Source organism: Pseudogracilibacillus sp. ICA-222130 (assembly GCF_037892545.1).
In the GTDB taxonomy this organism is placed as follows: Bacteria; Bacillota; Bacilli; order Bacillales; family Amphibacillaceae; genus Pseudogracilibacillus.
This window is the reverse complement of record NZ_JBBKBG010000010.1, coordinates 19875-37493: the sequence shown is the minus strand read 5'-3', so window position 1 is coordinate 37493 and position 17619 is coordinate 19875. Positions and strand designations below refer to the sequence as shown.

Genomic DNA, 17619 nt, shown 5'->3' with positions numbered 1-17619 from the left:
TTACGGTTTCGAATGGTTCTAACCATTTTTTATGGTTCTTTACATGCCTTTTTTGCTAATTGATCCGCATGCGTGTTTTGATTACTTGCAATCCATTTGATGAAAAATAATGGAAAGGTTTGAGAGAGGTTGTTAATATTTTTCATATACGTTTCAAATTGTTTGTTTTTGACATAATTTTTATCGATTGCATCTACGACAATTTGGCTATCCGTGCGAAAAGATAAAATATCATCTGGATATTTTTCTACACAAATTTCCAATGCTTTTTGTACTGCATAAAACTCTGCTTCGTGATTAGAGCAATAAGGAATGGTGGAAGAAAATTCATTATGTTCGTGTCCGTTTTTAATATAAATTCCGATACTACTACATTGCGTTATTTCATTTGTTGATCCATCTGTATATACTTCTATCATGTGAACGGAACCCCTTTCGACTTTATTGTAACATACAAAAAGCCTCGACATTGAATCGAGACTTTTGCCTGGACATGGTTGTTCGTTGAAATAGCGTTTATGTGTACATACCATTCGTTGTGACCGCAGAAGTGTTTATGATACAGTTACTTTTGATGATATTAATCGTTTTACTTCATCTGCATTTTGCATGGCTAAAGCTTGATGAACGACGTCTTTCATTGTACCGACGTCTGTCTCTTGGAAAAACTGTCGCATATCGAGTATTTTAGATGGAGGCATAGATAATTCTTCCACCCCAAGTCCAAGTAATAACGAAGCAACTTCTTTATTACTTGCTAAATCTCCACAAACACTCACCTTTATTTGTTCTTTTCTACCAGCTTCCACAATCATTTTAATAAAGCGTAAAATTGCTGGATGATATGGTTGGTATAAATGAGCGACCGTTTCATTCATCCGATCCGCAGCAAATGTATATTGAATTAAGTCATTCGTTCCGATACTAAAGAAATCTACCTCTTTGGCAAAATGTTCCGCCATGATCGCTGCTGCAGGTGTTTCCACCATCATGCCTATTTTTATATGATTACTCACAGCATGTCCATTTTGTTTTAATAATATCTTTTGTTCCTCTAGTAGTTCCTTTACTTCTTGCAATTCTTCTAACGTAGAAATCATCGGAAACATAATGTGTAAATTTCCGTATACACTTGCACGAAGGAGGGCACGTAATTGTGTTTTAAATATTTGTTGTTCTGATAAGGAAAGACGAATAGCTCGTAAGCCTAAAAATGGATTCGCCTCTTTCGGTAAATCCCAATAATCTAATTGTTTATCTCCACCAATATCTAACGTCCGAATGACGACAGGAACATCCCCCATATTTTCTAACACGGTTTTATAGGAATGAAAGGACTTGTCTTCCGATGGAAAATGATTGGAATTCATATAGGCAAACTCTGTACGAAAAAGTCCAATTCCTTCTGCCCCATTTTCAATGACGTGTTCCACATCGGCACTCGAAGCAATATTCGCTAAAAGTGTAATGTTTTTTCCATCGGCAGTTGTTGTCGGTTCATCTCTTAATGCTAATAATGCTCGCTTCTTATTTTCTAATTGTTGGACCACTTGTTCATATTCTTGAATCGTCTCTTTCGTCGGATTCACATGTACGATTCCTTTTAAACCATCAACAATTAAAAAATCATCCTGTTTGACGTTCTGTAATGCATCCTGTGCACCACCTATTGCAGGAATACCTTGAGTGTGAGCAATAATTGCAGCATGAGAATGTCTGCCACCTTCTACGGTAATGAATCCTTGAACAAATTTACGATCTGCAAGGGCAATATGAGAAGGTGTTATTTCCCGGGCAATTAAAATTACGTCTTCTTTAATTTCGTTGACTGTGATCGTTTTTTCGTTTAATAAATAGGATAAAAGTCTGTTACTTACATCACGAATATCTGTAATTCGTTCTTTCATATATTCATCATCAATTTGTTCAAATAATGCAATATATTGTTCAATCGTTTCTTCTAACGCCCATGCCGCGTTTTGTTTTTCATGAATAATTAATTGTTCGACCGCTCGAATCATGTCTGGGTCTTTTAACAGAAGTTGGTGGGCATCAAAAATAGTAGCATTTTCTTCCCCTTGTTCTTCAGAAATTTTCTTTCGTAAATGAACTATGTCTGCGATGGATTGTTCTAAAGCTTTATTAAATTTTTTTAATTCAAATTCTACATCTTCTATAGATTCGTGTGTCACTATATAAGATGGTTCATTTAAAATGAATGCACGTCCAAATGCTAAACCAGTTGATGCAATAATACCTTTGAAAGAAGGTTTCATATCGTTGTACACCCTTCCTCGTTTGAAGTTAATTTTTGCTCCTTCTCACAAATACCATTTTACCATAAAAGGTTGTTTTATTATGAAAATTCGTACATAAAATGGTCGCCGTACATTTTTGGGCTGAATGATATGTGATCGTCGAAGTTAACTCAAGTTTATCATGTATATAAATAGGGTGTACAAATTTTGATTTTACATTAGTTAATTCCCATCCTTTTTCTAATAAAGGAGTACATAATGTAGAATGAATGGCTAAGATAAGCATGCCGTGTGCAATACGATCTTCGAATCCTTTTTCCTTGGCGGTTTTTATACAAAGATGTACTTTATTTTGGTCACCGGAAATATTTGCATAAGTAGTGACAAGGTTTTCCGTTACTATCAAATGCTGAACAATAGCGATTAATCTCAAGTTGGTTGCTCCTCATATAAAAGTGTTGTTTTCATCGTCATCTGTTTTATGCCATCTAATAAAACGGTTAATGTGTGATATAAAAAGAGTTGTTCGCGAATTCGTCTAACATTCGTGAGTTCCATCGAAATATCATAGGTTATGCCACAAATTAAAGGAAAGTCATAGGAGAAGTTTTGTTCGACTAAAATGACTGGATCATCGTTTGCGAGCCATGGGATCGAAAGTTTTTGCCAAAATAAACTAGCATATGTGTATGGAAGGGGAATCCCTTCATAACCGCACTTTATTGCATAGGCTTTATCTTTATATAATGCGGATGACTCCCCAATGAATGTACAATAGTTCGCAACATCTGTTTCAGATATACGTATTTTTTCGACTGGTGTTTTTAGCCCTTTTTTCCATTTATTCATCATATGGGTCCTTTGCAAATAATGTTGCCAGTCCTAAACCACCAGCGATACCTAGTGTTGCTAAAGCATATTTTGTATTTGTCCGTCCGATTTCCGTGCATAAACGACTAACTAAAATGGCACCAGATGCCCCATATGGATGTCCGAAAGCAATAGCACCACCAGATTTATTTAATGTCGTTTCTTTTATTTGTAATGCTTGCATCGAAGCGAGCACTTGAGAGGCAAATGCTTCGTTAAATTCAACTAGTCCTATTTCATCCATATGTATGTGGTGACGATGTAATAATTTTTTGACTGCGGGAACTGGACCGATACCGAGTATATTAGGGTCGACACCTGCACTCGTTGCATCAATGAAATGAAGTTTTGGTTGTAAGCCAAGTGTTTTCGCTTTTTCACTGGACATAATTAGTGCGATTGCTGCACCATCATTAATTGGACACGCGTTTCCCACTGTTACCGTTCCATCCTCAGAAAAAGCAGGTTTTAAACGACGTAAGAAGGAAAGAGATAATGTTTTTCTCGGCCCTTCATCGATTGTTTTACCGTGAATGGGTACAATTTCATCGGCAAAAACATTTTCTTCTTGCGCATGAATGGCTTTTTGGTGGCTCCAATATGCAAATTCATCTTGTGCTTCCCGTGATATGTGAAAAGCTTTAGCGACATTATCTGCGGCAACACCCATAGAAGGATCACCGATTTCTGGTGTGGAAAAAGGTGCCCGATCATATAACTGTGGCATCTCATATAAACTTTTCGGTTTTGCCATCCGCCAAGGTGCTAAACTGCTACTTTCTACACCACCAGCTAAATATATTTCTCCAGAACCTGCTTGTATAAGTCGACATGCATAATTAATTGCCTCTAGTCCTGAGCCACATTGGCGATCCATCGTTACAGCAGGGATGTCAACAGGTAAATTTGCATGTAATGCTGCAACCCTAGCGATATTTCCACCAGGCCCGATGGCATTTCCTATTATAACTTCGTCAATCGAATTTCGATCAATTTGATATGTTTCTATCATATGTTCCATAATCGGTGCTACTAGTTGTTCAGGTTCTAAGTGTTTGAACATTCCGCCTACTTTTCCGATGGCAGAACGTTTTACTGTAATAATAACAGGTCGTTTCATTACTGTACCTCTTTCGTTTTATTGTTACCTAATTCTGAACGGATAATTTTCCCCGTGTTTGTCCTTGGAAATGCTTCTACAATTACATATTTTTTCGGTCGTTTATATCTCGGTAATGTTTGTCGGCATAATTTTTTCACCGTAGAAACAATGGTTGAATCGTCACTACGTAGTTGAATATAAGCAACAACAATTTGTCCAAATTTCTCGTGTGGGACACCAACGACGACGGCTTGTTCTACTTGGTCATTAGAATGAATGACACGTTCGACTTCCTCTGGATAAATATTATGACCACCAGAAATAATCATATTATTTTCTCTACCGATTAAGGAAACATATCCATCATTGTCGATATATCCTAGGTCGCCAACACATATTCCGTATTCATTTTCTTCCAACTGATGGTCTGAAATATATTGTGTACATGCAAATGGACTTTTCACGAATACTTTACCAATTTCACCAAATTGTACGGGTTTTCCATCGTCATTACAAATAGTAACTGTTACGGAAGGAAAGGGTGTCCCAGTAACGGTTTGCTTTTCCTGATGCATACCTTCATTTTTATATGTAATATAACTTAATTCAGAAGCCCCATAGTATTCGAATAATAAACGATTAGGGTAAACGATTTTCGTCTGTTCGTACATTTTTGCTTGTAGCATGTCACCAGCAGAAATATATGTAATAGTACTCATGGTTGGTGGCATTTTTACTAAATCATATAACATGGATGGAACAACAAATATAACATCCACTGTTTCGGTTGTAATTTTTTCATATAAAACGGTTGCGTCAAATTGTTCCATCGCATAAAAAGTTGCTCCACGATGCAGTGCATAGGTTGCCATACATAATGATAAAGAATGGGTTAATGGTCCGGGAGCACTGATCGATTTGGTCGAGTCGATAGGAAAGACTTCCTCCATCTCCTCGAAACTCAAAAGCCATGAGCGATGTGTACGAACGAAAAACTTCGGATTTCCTGAGGTACCCGAAGTTTGTCCAATATAAAATAAATCATCTTCTTTTGGTTCATATTGTGTAGGATATGGATGGGATAAGGAAACATCATGTATATCCTCTAATGATAAAATGTTTTCTTTACAAAATAAAAATTTATTAGGGCGGTTCGTAACAATAAATCTAGGTTGAATCGTATGAATCGCTTTTTGAATAGAAATATTTGTTTGTTGTTGATGAATTGGAAGTACCATCCAACCGATGGTAATTGCAGCAAAATATGTTTGGAAAAATGCAATCGGTTCATCCATATAAAGTGCTATTTTCTCTTGCTTCTTTGTTGATTGTTGCAATAGGATTTGTTGAATTTTTCTTATGTTTAGACTGAGTTCTCCATAGGTAAGTTGTGTTGTCGTTGTTGCAATCGCAATTTTATTTGGATCGATTTTTGTTTGATCATGTACATGGCATCCAATATAATTCATTTACGATGCAACCTTTTTTGGTACTTGTTCCTTTATCGGGTACACTTGATATAATTTTACCGTTACAAATGCAGCGACGACAGCTTTAATCGTGTCACCAGGGAAAAATGCTAAAGAAGATAATGCGGTTGCTAACCAAGGTGTTTCGGCTGTAATCGATAAATATGTAACACCTAAAACGTTCATTAAAACGACTCCAAATAGAAAATTAATGATAATTAACTTCCATACTTTTAAAGATGGAGCAATCTTTTCCGTAGCATATCCGATGAAAAAAGCGACGATTGGAAATCCTAAAATATACCCACCACTAGGTCCAAATAAAACGCCTAAACCACCGCGACCTCCGGCTAATAATGGCGCACCAGCAGCGATTAAAGCAATGAATATAAACATCGCAATGCCTCCGTGTCGTGCACCTAATACTGCACCAGCAAGAATTACCCCAAATGTTTGCAAAGTAATTGGGATGGGTAAAAATGGAATCGGAATCGGTGGGAACAACCCTAATACTGCCACAATAGCAACAAATAAAGATATGAACATCATATTTCTTAAACGCATGATACAATCTCCTTTTAAAATTGATATATATACAATAATAAAAATTACGAACAGTGTCAACCTTATGTTGTTACGGGTGACGTAATATGTGAGAATAGATTTGTTTTTCGCATCGTTTTATACGAAATTTTGTTATAATAAAGGCAAGAAATATGATTGAGGTGAATAAGTTGGCAAGTTTTTCATATGAGATTATTGAAACGATTGCGGTTTTGTCAGAGGGATCAAAAGGATGGAAAAAAGAATTAAATTTAATTAGTTGGAATGGACGAGATCCAAAATATGATATTCGCGACTGGTCAGAAAACCACGAGAAAATGGGAAAAGGGATAACTTTATCTAAAGAAGAAGTTCAAACATTATTAAATGCGTTAAATGAATCAAATTATTTCTAAAAAACGTATTCCAATTAGTTGAAAAGGTAAATTAAAAAAGCGTATGATAGTGTTAGTTTTAACATTTAAATTGGACGATAGAGGAGAATGACCGTTGAAAATAGGAATTGACCAAATTGGGTTTTATACACCACAATATTTTGTAGACATGAATGATTTAGCCGAATCAAGAGGTGTTGAACCTGCAAAATTTACCATTGGTATTGGACAAAGTGAAATGGCTGTTGCGCCATTAACACAAGATCCTGTGACATTAGCTGCAAATGCAGCATTAACATTTTTAGATGATGAGATGAGACAGCATATTGATTTAGTGTTATTTGGGACGGAAACAGGTATTGATCAATCAAAATCTGCTGGAGTTTATGTACATGAATTATTAGATATTCAACCATATGCTCGTACAGTTGAAATGAAACAGGCATGTTATAGTGCGACAGCTGCATTGCAACTTGCTAAAGGGCATATTGCATTAAATCCAAATAGTAAAGTACTAGTTTTAGCATCAGACATTGCACGATATGGTTTAAGTACTGCTGGTGAAGTAACTCAAGGTGCGGGGGCAGTTGCAATGTTAATTAGTGCAAACCCGCGTATTTTATCATTAGAAAATGATAGTGCATATGTAACGAAAGATATTATGGACTTTTGGCGTCCAAACTATTCATCATATGCGTATGTAGATGGAAAATATTCCAACGACCAATATATTTCATTTTTCAATGAAGTATGGGAGCAATATAAAGAAAAATCAAATCGATCATTGGATGATTTCGCTGCATTATGTTTCCACTTACCTTACACAAAAATGGGGTTAAAAGCATTACGTACGATTTTAGATGAAACGTCTGAAGCGAATCAAGATCGTTTACAACAATTATATGAACATAGTACGACATATGGTCGTAAAATCGGAAACATTTACACAGCTTCATTATATTTAGGACTAATTTCATTATTAGAAAATAGTGAGACATTACAAGCTGGGGACCGTGTCGGTTTATTCAGCTATGGTTCTGGTGCTGTTGGTGAATTTTTCACTGGCATTTTAGAAGAAGGATATGAAGAAGCATTGCAAAAAGATGCACATAGAGACATTTTTGCACAACGTAAAAAAATATCTGTTGCACAATATGAGGAAGTGTTTACAGAACAATTACCGGAAGATGGCTCCGAAATAACATTATCGAATGAAAATGATCCAGCGCCGACTTACGTAAGTGGCATGAAAGATCATATGCGATTATATACTCGTAAATAAATGAATGAAAAGGTGGACGGAAAATATTGTTCACCTTTTTTCTTTTAGGAAGGAATGACACCGTGTGAAAAGAATTTTTCAATTAAGTATGGCACTGCTTTTATCTATGTCATTATTATATGGATGTAGTGCACTAGATGAATTATTAAGTGATACAAATGAGACGAATATCGTACAAGATGTTACACCAATCGATGCATTAGAACATACAGATAATTTTCGTCCAAATGCACTTGCACATATTTTAGAAGGAGAATTGAACCGAAAAGGACAAGCAGTAGGGTTCCATTACGATCATCTTCCTTCTAAAAAAGGGGAGATTTTAGAAGGGACAAAAACAGATAGTGATGAACATGGTGTATATGAGGCAGAAGTGATGGTAGAAGACGTGGAAAAACAATCAAATAAGGGGAAATCAACTTTTTTTCCAGATGATTGGGACTCCCAAGAAGTAGTGGATGCAATTAACGAAGCCTATGACGAACGTGAATTTATACAAGGGAATACATACGAAGGATTAACAGAAGAAGGAATCATTATTCAAATGTATTTAGATGATAACGAAAAAATTATTTCAGCATTCCCAGTTTATGAAGGGTAGGGAGTAATCATGTATCATTTTCAGGAATTGACGTTACAACGATCTGGTATCGAAAAAAAACGTTTAGTTATACAATTTGAAGATGAAAGTATGGCGATTGTAGCGCAGTTTTTAATGACAGAAGTTGGTAGTAATGGAGCGACTTTTATAGATAAAATGGTTTCCGTTGAAAAAGAACAAATTCCTAAATTCGAAGGAACTGGCAATCTTTTCGCGTGGCATGTGACGAAGGAAACATCTGTTATTGAAGATGTATATTATGATGCCGAAGAACAAATTGGTTATAAACCTATCGAATTGAAAACAACGGATTTAAAAGAGTTCATAACGGTTTGGACAAAAACGTATGAGGCATGGAAAAATGGAGCGTCCATATAAGGGATTATTGAAAATAATGGAGGAATAATCAATGAACCAATTACAGAAATTACGCTGTCAATCTTGTAAAATGGAGAGAAAAAAGAGAAATCCTCCTTTATGTCGTTGCCAAAATTGTGTTTTGGACACTATTTGATGATTGCTGGAATTATCTATATTTTAATTTTGCAGCTGTTTTTCATATAGAAAAAGGAAGTTTCGCCTAGGGAAAATGCAATTTTGGTACATTTTTCACTCCTAAAAGCGAACTTCCTTTTTTTCGCAATTTTTTATTTTTGATACACTAGTAAGAAGGAGAAACAATAAAAGGAGTGATGATATTGAAAATCTTTCATACGGCAGATTGGCATTTAGGAAAAATTTTGCAAGGTGTTCATTTAACAGAGGATCAATCTGTCGTTATTGCTGATTTTATTTCGCAAGTAAAAAAGGAAAAACCAGATTGTATTATTATTGCGGGGGATTTATATGATCGTGCAGTTCCACCACCAGAAGCAGTGCAACTATTGAATGATACGCTACATACATTAGTCATTGAGTTAGAGGTACCTGTTATTGCGATTGCTGGTAACCATGATAGTCCAAGTCGATTACAATTTGGTAGTGGGCTAATGAGGGAACAAGGGTTATATATTGTTGGTCAATATGCACTTGAACAGGAGCCGGTCATTTTACGAGATGAGATGGGAGAAGTTCATTTTCATCTTGTTCCGTATATGGAACCAAGTACGGTTCGCCATTTATTAAAAGATGACAATATTGTCTCACACGATGATGCAATGAAGGCGATTATTACACATTTGAAACCGATGATGGATGAGAAGGCGCGTCATGTTTTTGTCGGTCATGCATTTGTGACACCTTATGGAGAAAAAGAAGAAAATACAAGTGATGCTGAAAAACCTTTATCGATAGGTGGAGCAGAATATGTCAATGCTGCTCATTTTGACATATTTCATTATACGGCTTTAGGGCATTTACACCAGGCCCATTATGTAAAAGATGAGCATATTCGATATGCAGGTTCCCCATACAAATACTCTATTTCTGAAGAACATCATAAAAAAGGATTTTATGTTGTTGAATTGGATGAAAATGGAGTAGCAAATATTGATAAGCGACCACTCGAAGCGGAAAAAGATATAAGAAAAGTGGAAGCTTCCATGGCTGAAATTTTGAAAATGGAAGTAAGTGAAGACTATATTTTTGTTACTTTAACAGATGAAACACCTGTGTTGTCACCGATGGAGAAGATTCGTACGGTTTTTCCAAATGCGATGCATGTAGAACGAAAATATTTTGATATTTCAACTTTACATAGTGAGGAACCATCAGATAAAAAACGAACAGAAATGTCTGATCAGGCATTATTTGAAGCATTTTATCGTGAGGTGACAGGCAAAGAGGTAAATGATCAGGCGAAGGAAGTTTTTACAGATTTACTGGAAGCATATGTAAAACAGTCGAGAGAAATATAAGGGGGGAGTTTGTATGCGTCCATTAAAAATAGAAATGTCCGCGTTCGGTCCTTATAAAGAGAAAGAGAGTATTGATTTTTCACAATTGGCACAACACCAATTATTTGTCATATCTGGACCTACTGGTGCGGGAAAAACAACGATTTTTGATGCTATTTGTTTTGCATTATATGGATCTGCAAGTGGATCAGATAGGCAAAATATTTCGATGTTACGTAGTCATTTTGCTGACGATGATGTACATACGTCCGTTACATTTATTTTTCGTCTCCGTGAGAAAACATATCGTGTATTCCGCCAACTCGGTCATAAAAAGGCTGGAAATAAAACGGCAACAGGAGAAAAATATGAGTTATATGAAATTTTAGCAGATCATACAGAAGTTCCTGCTGTTGAGCGACAAATTGTGACTGAAATTAATAAAAAATTGGAGCAATTAATCGGATTAACAGAAGACCAATTTAAACAAATTGTTATGTTGCCACAAGGGGAATTTCGTAAACTACTAACATCAGAAACCGAAAATAAGGAAGCAATTTTGCGACGTCTATTTAAAACAGAAAAATATAAACAGTTTAATCTTCTTTTACAAGAAAAACGTAATGATTTATTACGGCAATTTACGGAAGAAAAAAAGATGTTAGATCATTTTATGGATCAAGTGACGGCTGTAACGGAAGTACGGGAAGGTTCCTCTTTAGCATGGTTACTACAACAAGAAACATATAATAGTGGACAAGTTGTAGAGGCGTTGCTTTCTGAATGGGAATTTTTATGTGAAAAAGAACGTACAGAAAAACAGGCATATGAAACGGCACAACAATCGTATGAGAAACAATTAGCTGTTTTAAATGAAAGCATCAATTTGAATGAAAAATTTGTCGAAAAAGAACAGAAAGAAGCTAGTTTACAGCAATTGCTAAAGCAAACAGATAATTATAAACAAAAAGAAACAGTATTAGAAGCTGCAAACGAAGCAGCGAAAATTATGCCTTATGAGGCACAATTAAAAGAACGAAAAACAGAATTAACGACCTATACAATAAAACAAAAGGAACTGGAAGAACAAACTGTTCATGTGAAAAAGCTATATGAACAAGCGGTGGAAGTGTATGAGAAAGAAGTCATGCAAGAAGGAGAGAGAGAAAAACTAAAACGTGAAGTAGAACGTTTAGAATCCTTTTTGCCAATTGTCGAGCAAATGGCGATGAAAGAAAAGAAACTAGAAGAGCAACGGAAACAAATCGAGCAAAATCGTGCAACAGTGGAAGAAATAAAAAAGAAAATAAGTGAAAACGAACGACAATTAAATGAGAAAAAACATGCCATTGAGACAGCTGAAACACAATTAAAGTCGTTAGGAAAAATAGAAGAAAAACTACATGCCTTACGGGAAAAATATCATGTAGTGAATGAATTTCACAAAATTCATGATCAAGCAATGGAAAGTAAAGGAAAGTTAAATCGAGCACAAACCATTTTTAAAGAAGAAAAAGAAAAGTATCATCAGCTTGAATCAACTTGGTTTAACCAACAAGCATTCGTTTTAGCATCCCATTTACATGATGGGGAAGCATGTCCAGTATGCGGAAGTAGTGAACATCCGAATAAAGCAACGAATCATGGAGCATCTATTACGAAAGAGCAAATAGAAGAAAAGAAACAATTCATGGAAAAATTGGAGCAACGTCTCAGAAAAATAGAACAAGATCATTTTGAGTTAGAAGGAACTTGGAAAATGTATAAGCAAAAAATGGATGAATACGAATTATCCATGAAACATTTAGATGAGACGAAGTCGACCATTAAGCAAGAAGGCCAACAATTAAAAGATACAATCGAACAATTAAAATTACTCGAAAAAGAGTATGAAACGAATCGTAAAGCGATTAGGAAATTAGAAGAGGATATAAACGTACAACGCAAGAAAAAAGAAGAATTGGATCAACAGTATGCAGAGGAAAATGCGACATATCGCTCGGAATCTTCTTTATTTATAGCCGATAAAAGGGAAATTCCAGAAGAAATTCAACAAATGGACCGATTAACATCTTATTTACAAAAAACACGAACAACGTTAAAACAGAAAGAAGAACAGTTTAAACGAGCAGAAATGAATATGCGCGAAACAGAAAAAGAACATTTATCTGTCGAACAATCATTACAACATATGAAAGAAACGATTCAAACCGCACAAGAAAAGGTAACTGAGTTGGAAAAGACGTTCCAATCTCAATTAGCACAAGCTTCCTTTGAGACGGTAGAGGATTATGAAGCGGCAAAATTACAAGAAGATGATCGGAAGCAATTACAACAAGAAATCCGAGCATATTATGATCAAAAATCACTTGTTGAACATCAATTGGAAGAATTACATCATTTATTACAACATAAACAAAAAGTCGACACGAGCGCATTAAAAACAGAAGTAGAACAATTGAAAACAACTTATGAACATGCATTTGAAAAATTACAAAAGACGAAACATCAAACAGAACGTGTACATGAATTAAAAGGAAATATTGAGGAGTTATCAACACGTGTAAAAGGAATTGAGGAAGAGGTCGTAGTCGTAGAAGATGTGTACGATGCGCTTCGCGGACAAAATAATTTAAAAATATCGTTTGAACGTTATTTACAAATTGATTATTTAGATCAAATCACACAAGCTGCTAATGTACGTTTCCATTCTTTAACAAATGGACAATATTATTTAATTCGTAGTGACCGACAAGAAACACATGGAAGACAGAGTGGTTTAGCAATTGATGTATATGATGCATACACTGGCTTAACTCGAGATGTAAAAACATTATCTGGTGGGGAAAAATTTATCGCCTCTTTATGTTTAGCTTTAGGTATGTCTGATGTCATTCAAAGCTTCCAAGGTGGGGTATCAATTGAAACGATGTTTATTGACGAAGGATTTGGTTCATTGGATGATGAATCCTTACAAAAGGCAATCGATGCACTCGTACAACTGCAACAATCTGGTAGAATGATCGGTGTCATATCACATGTGGATGAGCTGAAATCTATCTTTCCAGCGATGTTAGAAGTAACAAAAACAAAAGAAGGGTATAGTAAAACTACATTTAAGATAAAATAAAAATAGTGGCAAAGTGTTAGTTTTAAAGAAGAAATAAATGAAACATTGATTGAAAGGAAAGTAGAGTGTAAGAGAGTGACGCCATATATAAAAGATTCATCGTATGAAATGAACGAAAAACGCATACGATGAATCTTTATGATTTATTTTTTTCTTACATCCCACATTGCTTTATCGACAAGTGTTACAGGCATCTCATTCGTTAAACCTTTACAAAGATTTTCGTAAGCTAATGATGCCATTTTGAATTCTGTTGCATATGTAGCAGAGCCAATATGTGGTAATGTGACAACATGATCCATTTTTAATAAAGGGTTGTCCGAGTCAACTGGTTCTGTTTCAAATACGTCTAAGCCAGCTGCGGCAATTTCCTTCGTCTCTAAAGCAGTAATTAAGTCTTTTTCTACAATCGTTTGACCACGTGAACCATTGATGAAAATAGCTGTATCCTTCATTAGTTGAAATTCCCGTAAACTTAATAATCCCTTCGTTTCTTCTGTTAATGGTGTCATTAAAACGACAAAGTCCGATTGTTGTAGGAGGTCGTCTAAAGAACAGTGTACAGCGCCAAATTTTTTCTCTGCTTCATATTTACGAGAACGAGTATGATAAAGTACATCCATATGAAAGCCATGATGAGCACGATTTGCAATAGCTTCCCCAATACGTCCCATCCCGATAATTCCAATCTTTTTATGGTGAACATCCATTCCATATAATTGTTCATACATATTTTTCTTCCATTTACCATCTTTGACGAGGCGGTCCATTTCCGGAATTCTTCTAGCCGTTGCAATGAGTAATCCAAAAATAACATCAGCAACCGTATCTGTAAGGACATCAGGTGTATTTGTCCCCATAACCTTGTATTGTTTCATCGCTTCGACATCAAAATTATTAAATCCAACTGAAATATTACAAACGATTTCTAAGTTTTTCGCTTCTTTTAGTAATGGTGTATCAATGGTAATACCATGCCCAATAATACCGTGGACATCTTTTACGGCAGCGTACAATTCTTCCTTTGTTGCTTCGTATGTTTTAATATAGGAAAGGTCAAATTGTTTTTCTAATTGATCGATAATAATTTGGTCTAATCTGTTTGCTATAAGTACTTTTTTCCGCATGATTCATCCTCCGTCCACTGTTTGTATAACTTTCTAAATATGTTGAAAACGCTCTATATAATAGTGTATATCGTATATGTAAGATTCGCAACCGTGTACGATTCATTGAAAATGGGCATTCTTATAGGTAATTCTCATAAATTTGTCGAATCTATAATATATGAATTTGCATTCGGGACATGATATAATGCAATGGTACAGTAAAACGCTATTTTATAATACTATGGTTGGAAAAGAAAGGGGAAAGAAACATGGCTCATTTACATATTACTGCTTGGGTTGTAGCTTTTATCTTATTATTTGTCGTTGTGAGCTTCTACAAGCAAGGAAAAAAACAAGGTAAAATTCTCCATATGATTTTACGCCTTGATTATTTACTTATTTTATATTCAGGTGGGAGTTTATTTGCCGAATATTCGGAAATAAGTGGAGAACTAATTATTAAAATTATTGCTGGATTGTTAGCTATTGTTGCAATGGAAATGATTACGGTTAAAACAAACAAACAAAAATCGACAAAAACATGGTGGATTGTATTTGTTGTAAGTGCATTAATTGCAATTATATTAGGATTCACTCGTTTACCATTAGGAATATTACCTTAAAAAATTGGGGTTGGGACATGTGTGTATGTACGTTTAGACGATATAAACACGGTGGCTCCCAACCTTTTTTATGAAAAATAAAGAAAATGGAGTGTCTGTTATGAAGCGATTATTCGTTTTATGTATCGTTCCTCTATTAGTTTTTACGATGATGCCTTTTCAAGTAAAAGCGGATGATAAAAGGACGATTCAAGATGAAATTATTTATGACCTTCTCGTAGACCGTTATAATAACGGCCGTCAAGCATCGAGTGATCAGGTTGATATTCATGATCCATATACGTATAATGGCGGGGATATTGATGGAATTACAAAGATGATTGATGATATTGAAGAAGGTGGATTTACAATGATATCTTTATCACCAGTAATGGAAAATGCTGTTGGTGGATATCATGGATATTGGGTAGAAGATTTTTATGAAGTGGAAGAAGAGTTTGGTTCAATGGAAGATATTCATGCATTAGTGGAAAAAGCACATGATTTAAGCATGAAAATTATGTTAGAAATACCTTTAAACTATGTGGCAAAATCAAGTCCATTAGTAGAAGAACATCCAGATTGGTTTAAAGAAGTAGAAGTAACCCCAGCATATGAAGCGACAGAATGGTTGGAAGAAGTTGTAGCCTTTGATCAATCAAATGAAGAAGTACAAGCATATTTACAAGATGTAGCATTATTTTGGATGGAAGAAGCGAACGTAGATGGTTTTCAATTTGCTCATGCAGATGAAACAGATGGGGATCTATTAGAAACTATTGCATTTGAATTGAAGAAAAAAGACCCGAATTTCTACCTTATTGCTACAACCTTACAAAATGATGGAGATGTCTCTCATTTACTTGAAAATGAACATTTAGATGCCATTGCAAACCAAGATTTTTATACCGTAGCAAATGAAGTGTTAACAAAGCCTGATGAACCTGTTTCGAAAGTATTCGAAGAAACGTCATTGACTAATGATATTCGTGATTTATTATATGTTGATAACTTAAATACTCCTCGTTTCTCTAATAACTTTGGAGATCAGGGGAGAAATCGCGTTACAACATGGCAAATTGCTTTAGCCTATTTATATTTAACTCCTGGAGTACCGATTGTGTATCAAGGTTCTGAAGTACCGATGTATGGACCGGGATATCCTGAAAATCAATATTTTGTAGATTATTCAAGTGCAGATCCAGATGTAAAAGATGTGTTTTCACAAATGGCTGCCATGCGTAAACAATACAAACAGTTTACCCATGGTGATATAGAGCACGTCGTGTCTGAGCAAGGAATGAGCTTATTTAAGCGAACGTATGATGATCGTTCGATTTATGTGGCGATTAATAATGATAGTGAATCACATACGGTAACAATTGATGAGATTGATGAAGAATTCCAATTACGTGGTTTAATCCATGATGATACGATTCGTGCAAACGATGAGGGTGAATTTTTAATTGGAATGGAAAGAGAATCGGCAGAAGTCTTTATCATTGAAGGACGAAAAGGATTTAACTGGGGATTTATTGGTTTTGTTGTAGGAGTATTTATTGTTTTTGGTGGAGTGATTATTATGTTATCCATTAAACAGAAAAAACGTGAACAACAAGCGAAAAAATAAAAAGGTTGCATATCAATGCAAAATGGTCATATTTATGGCCCTACAATATATGGTGCTGGTGGAAAAATCCACTGGCACCTTTTTTCTGTATAAAAATAGAAAACAAGTGAATTTCCCTTTGAACTAAGATTTTGTCTGCATAACATTTTATATATATTCTTCTTATCATTTATATTTTCTTATTTTAGGAAAAAATGGTGCTTTCCTTCAAACAAATTCATCCCATTTATTTAAATTATTTATTGACATATAATAGGTTGTGCTTTATTATAAATTATACAATTAACGTATTTAATTACGATATTCGGAAAAGTTAAATTTTACGTTAAATTGCAAAGTTGAATCTAAGGAGGTATACAATGGTTACTTGTTATTTGAAGTATGTGATCGATCCTTACAAGTTAGAGGAATTTGAAGAATATGGTAAAAGATGGATTCGATTAGTTACTAAATTTGGTGGTACACATCAAGGTTTGTTTCTACCGCATGAAAGCGCAAATAATATTGCCTATGCCTTATTTACTTTTCCAAGTTTAGCAGCATATGAAGAGTATCGGGTAAAAATGTCGTCGGATGAAGAATGCCAAGAGGCTTATAAATTCGCATTAGAAACTAAGTGTATTTTAAGTTATGAGAGGAGCTTTTTGCGTCCTGTGTTCGAGTGAGTGAAATCACAATTTATTATAATCTGATAGGTGCAACCCTCTATATTTTATTAATTTAGTTTGTAATGAAAGGGTTTTCAACTATCAATTGTAAAGTGATTGTACTTCTATAAGTAATAAAAGGTTCA

17 protein-coding genes are annotated in these 17619 nt (G+C 35.0%); 9 read left to right on the top strand and 8 right to left on the bottom strand.

The features are described from left to right. Nucleotides 1-29: 29 nt before the first annotated feature. From WKT09_RS06320 to WKT09_RS06290, 7 genes are all read right to left on the bottom strand, one after another. A complete protein-coding gene (locus tag WKT09_RS06320; protein WP_340415227.1) occupies nucleotides 30-419 on the bottom strand; it encodes a ribonuclease HI family protein in 390 nt (129 codons plus the stop codon). 135 nt (nucleotides 420-554) lie between these two features. Next, nucleotides 555-2276, bottom strand: coding sequence for a phosphoenolpyruvate--protein phosphotransferase (ptsP, locus tag WKT09_RS06315; RefSeq protein WP_340415226.1), 1722 nt, complete (start codon nucleotides 2274-2276; stop codon nucleotides 555-557). Between the two features lie 28 nt (nucleotides 2277-2304). Further along, nucleotides 2305-2691 carry a MaoC family dehydratase gene (locus WKT09_RS06310; protein WP_340415225.1) on the bottom strand — a complete coding sequence of 129 codons (387 nt, stop codon included), beginning with the start codon at nucleotides 2689-2691 and terminating at the stop codon, nucleotides 2305-2307. Next, complete coding sequence (locus WKT09_RS06305; protein WP_340415224.1) at nucleotides 2688-3107, bottom strand: hypothetical protein; 420 nt, start codon at nucleotides 3105-3107, stop codon at nucleotides 2688-2690. Before WKT09_RS06305 ends, WKT09_RS06310 begins: the two co-directional genes overlap by 4 nt. Then, on the bottom strand, nucleotides 3100-4248 hold the full coding sequence (locus tag WKT09_RS06300) for a thiolase family protein (RefSeq protein ID WP_340415223.1): 1149 nt from the start codon (nucleotides 4246-4248) through the stop codon (nucleotides 3100-3102). The genes WKT09_RS06305 and WKT09_RS06300 overlap by 8 nt, the downstream gene beginning before the upstream one ends. After that, nucleotides 4248-5699, bottom strand: a complete 1452-nt coding sequence (locus WKT09_RS06295; RefSeq protein ID WP_340415222.1) for an AMP-binding protein — start codon at nucleotides 5697-5699, stop codon at nucleotides 4248-4250. Before WKT09_RS06295 ends, WKT09_RS06300 begins: the two co-directional genes overlap by 1 nt. Next, nucleotides 5700-6263 carry a biotin transporter BioY gene (locus tag WKT09_RS06290; protein ID WP_340415221.1) on the bottom strand — a complete coding sequence of 188 codons (564 nt, stop codon included), beginning with the start codon at nucleotides 6261-6263 and terminating at the stop codon, nucleotides 5700-5702. It lies immediately after the preceding gene. A 170-nt stretch (nucleotides 6264-6433) separates the two neighbouring features. Between WKT09_RS06290 and WKT09_RS06285 the strand changes: the two genes are divergently transcribed. The 6 genes from WKT09_RS06285 (at nucleotide 6434) to WKT09_RS06260 (ending at nucleotide 13485) form a co-directional block, all read left to right on the top strand. Continuing rightward, nucleotides 6434-6658: a YdbC family protein gene (locus WKT09_RS06285; protein ID WP_340415220.1), complete on the top strand. Its 225-nt coding sequence runs from the start codon at nucleotides 6434-6436 to the stop codon at nucleotides 6656-6658. Between the two features lie 94 nt (nucleotides 6659-6752). Beyond that, a complete protein-coding gene (locus WKT09_RS06280; RefSeq protein ID WP_340415219.1) occupies nucleotides 6753-7919 on the top strand; it encodes a hydroxymethylglutaryl-CoA synthase in 1167 nt (388 codons plus the stop codon). Nucleotides 7920-7983: 64 nt separating this feature from the next. Continuing rightward, nucleotides 7984-8520: an EndoU domain-containing protein gene (locus WKT09_RS06275; RefSeq protein ID WP_340415218.1), complete on the top strand. Its 537-nt coding sequence runs from the start codon at nucleotides 7984-7986 to the stop codon at nucleotides 8518-8520. Nucleotides 8521-8529: 9 nt separating this feature from the next. Further along, entirely contained in the window at nucleotides 8530-8898 is a 369-nt protein-coding gene (locus tag WKT09_RS06270) for a hypothetical protein (RefSeq protein ID WP_340415217.1), read from the top strand. Between the two features lie 320 nt (nucleotides 8899-9218). After that, nucleotides 9219-10376: an exonuclease SbcCD subunit D gene (locus WKT09_RS06265; protein WP_340415216.1), complete on the top strand. Its 1158-nt coding sequence runs from the start codon at nucleotides 9219-9221 to the stop codon at nucleotides 10374-10376. 13 nt (nucleotides 10377-10389) lie between these two features. Further along, nucleotides 10390-13485, top strand: a complete 3096-nt coding sequence (locus WKT09_RS06260; RefSeq protein ID WP_340415215.1) for an SMC family ATPase — start codon at nucleotides 10390-10392, stop codon at nucleotides 13483-13485. Nucleotides 13486-13628: 143 nt separating this feature from the next. Here the strand turns inward: WKT09_RS06260 and WKT09_RS06255 are convergent, their stop codons facing one another. Next, nucleotides 13629-14612 (bottom strand): 2-hydroxyacid dehydrogenase, encoded by a 984-nt coding sequence (locus WKT09_RS06255; RefSeq protein ID WP_340415214.1) that lies wholly within the window; start codon nucleotides 14610-14612, stop codon nucleotides 13629-13631. A 251-nt stretch (nucleotides 14613-14863) separates the two neighbouring features. Here WKT09_RS06255 and WKT09_RS06250 point away from each other — a divergent pair, with 251 nt between their 5' ends. From WKT09_RS06250 to WKT09_RS06240, 3 genes are all read left to right on the top strand, one after another. Next, entirely contained in the window at nucleotides 14864-15217 is a 354-nt protein-coding gene (locus WKT09_RS06250; RefSeq protein ID WP_340415213.1) for a YisL family protein, read from the top strand. 100 nt (nucleotides 15218-15317) lie between these two features. Further along, nucleotides 15318-16826 carry an alpha-amylase family glycosyl hydrolase gene (locus tag WKT09_RS06245; RefSeq protein WP_340415212.1) on the top strand — a complete coding sequence of 503 codons (1509 nt, stop codon included), beginning with the start codon at nucleotides 15318-15320 and terminating at the stop codon, nucleotides 16824-16826. 359 nt (nucleotides 16827-17185) lie between these two features. After that, the gene (locus WKT09_RS06240; protein ID WP_340415211.1) at nucleotides 17186-17491 is read left to right on the top strand and encodes an NIPSNAP family protein; all 306 of its coding nucleotides are present in this window, start codon (nucleotides 17186-17188) and stop codon (nucleotides 17489-17491) included. Nucleotides 17492-17619: the final 128 nt, after the last annotated feature.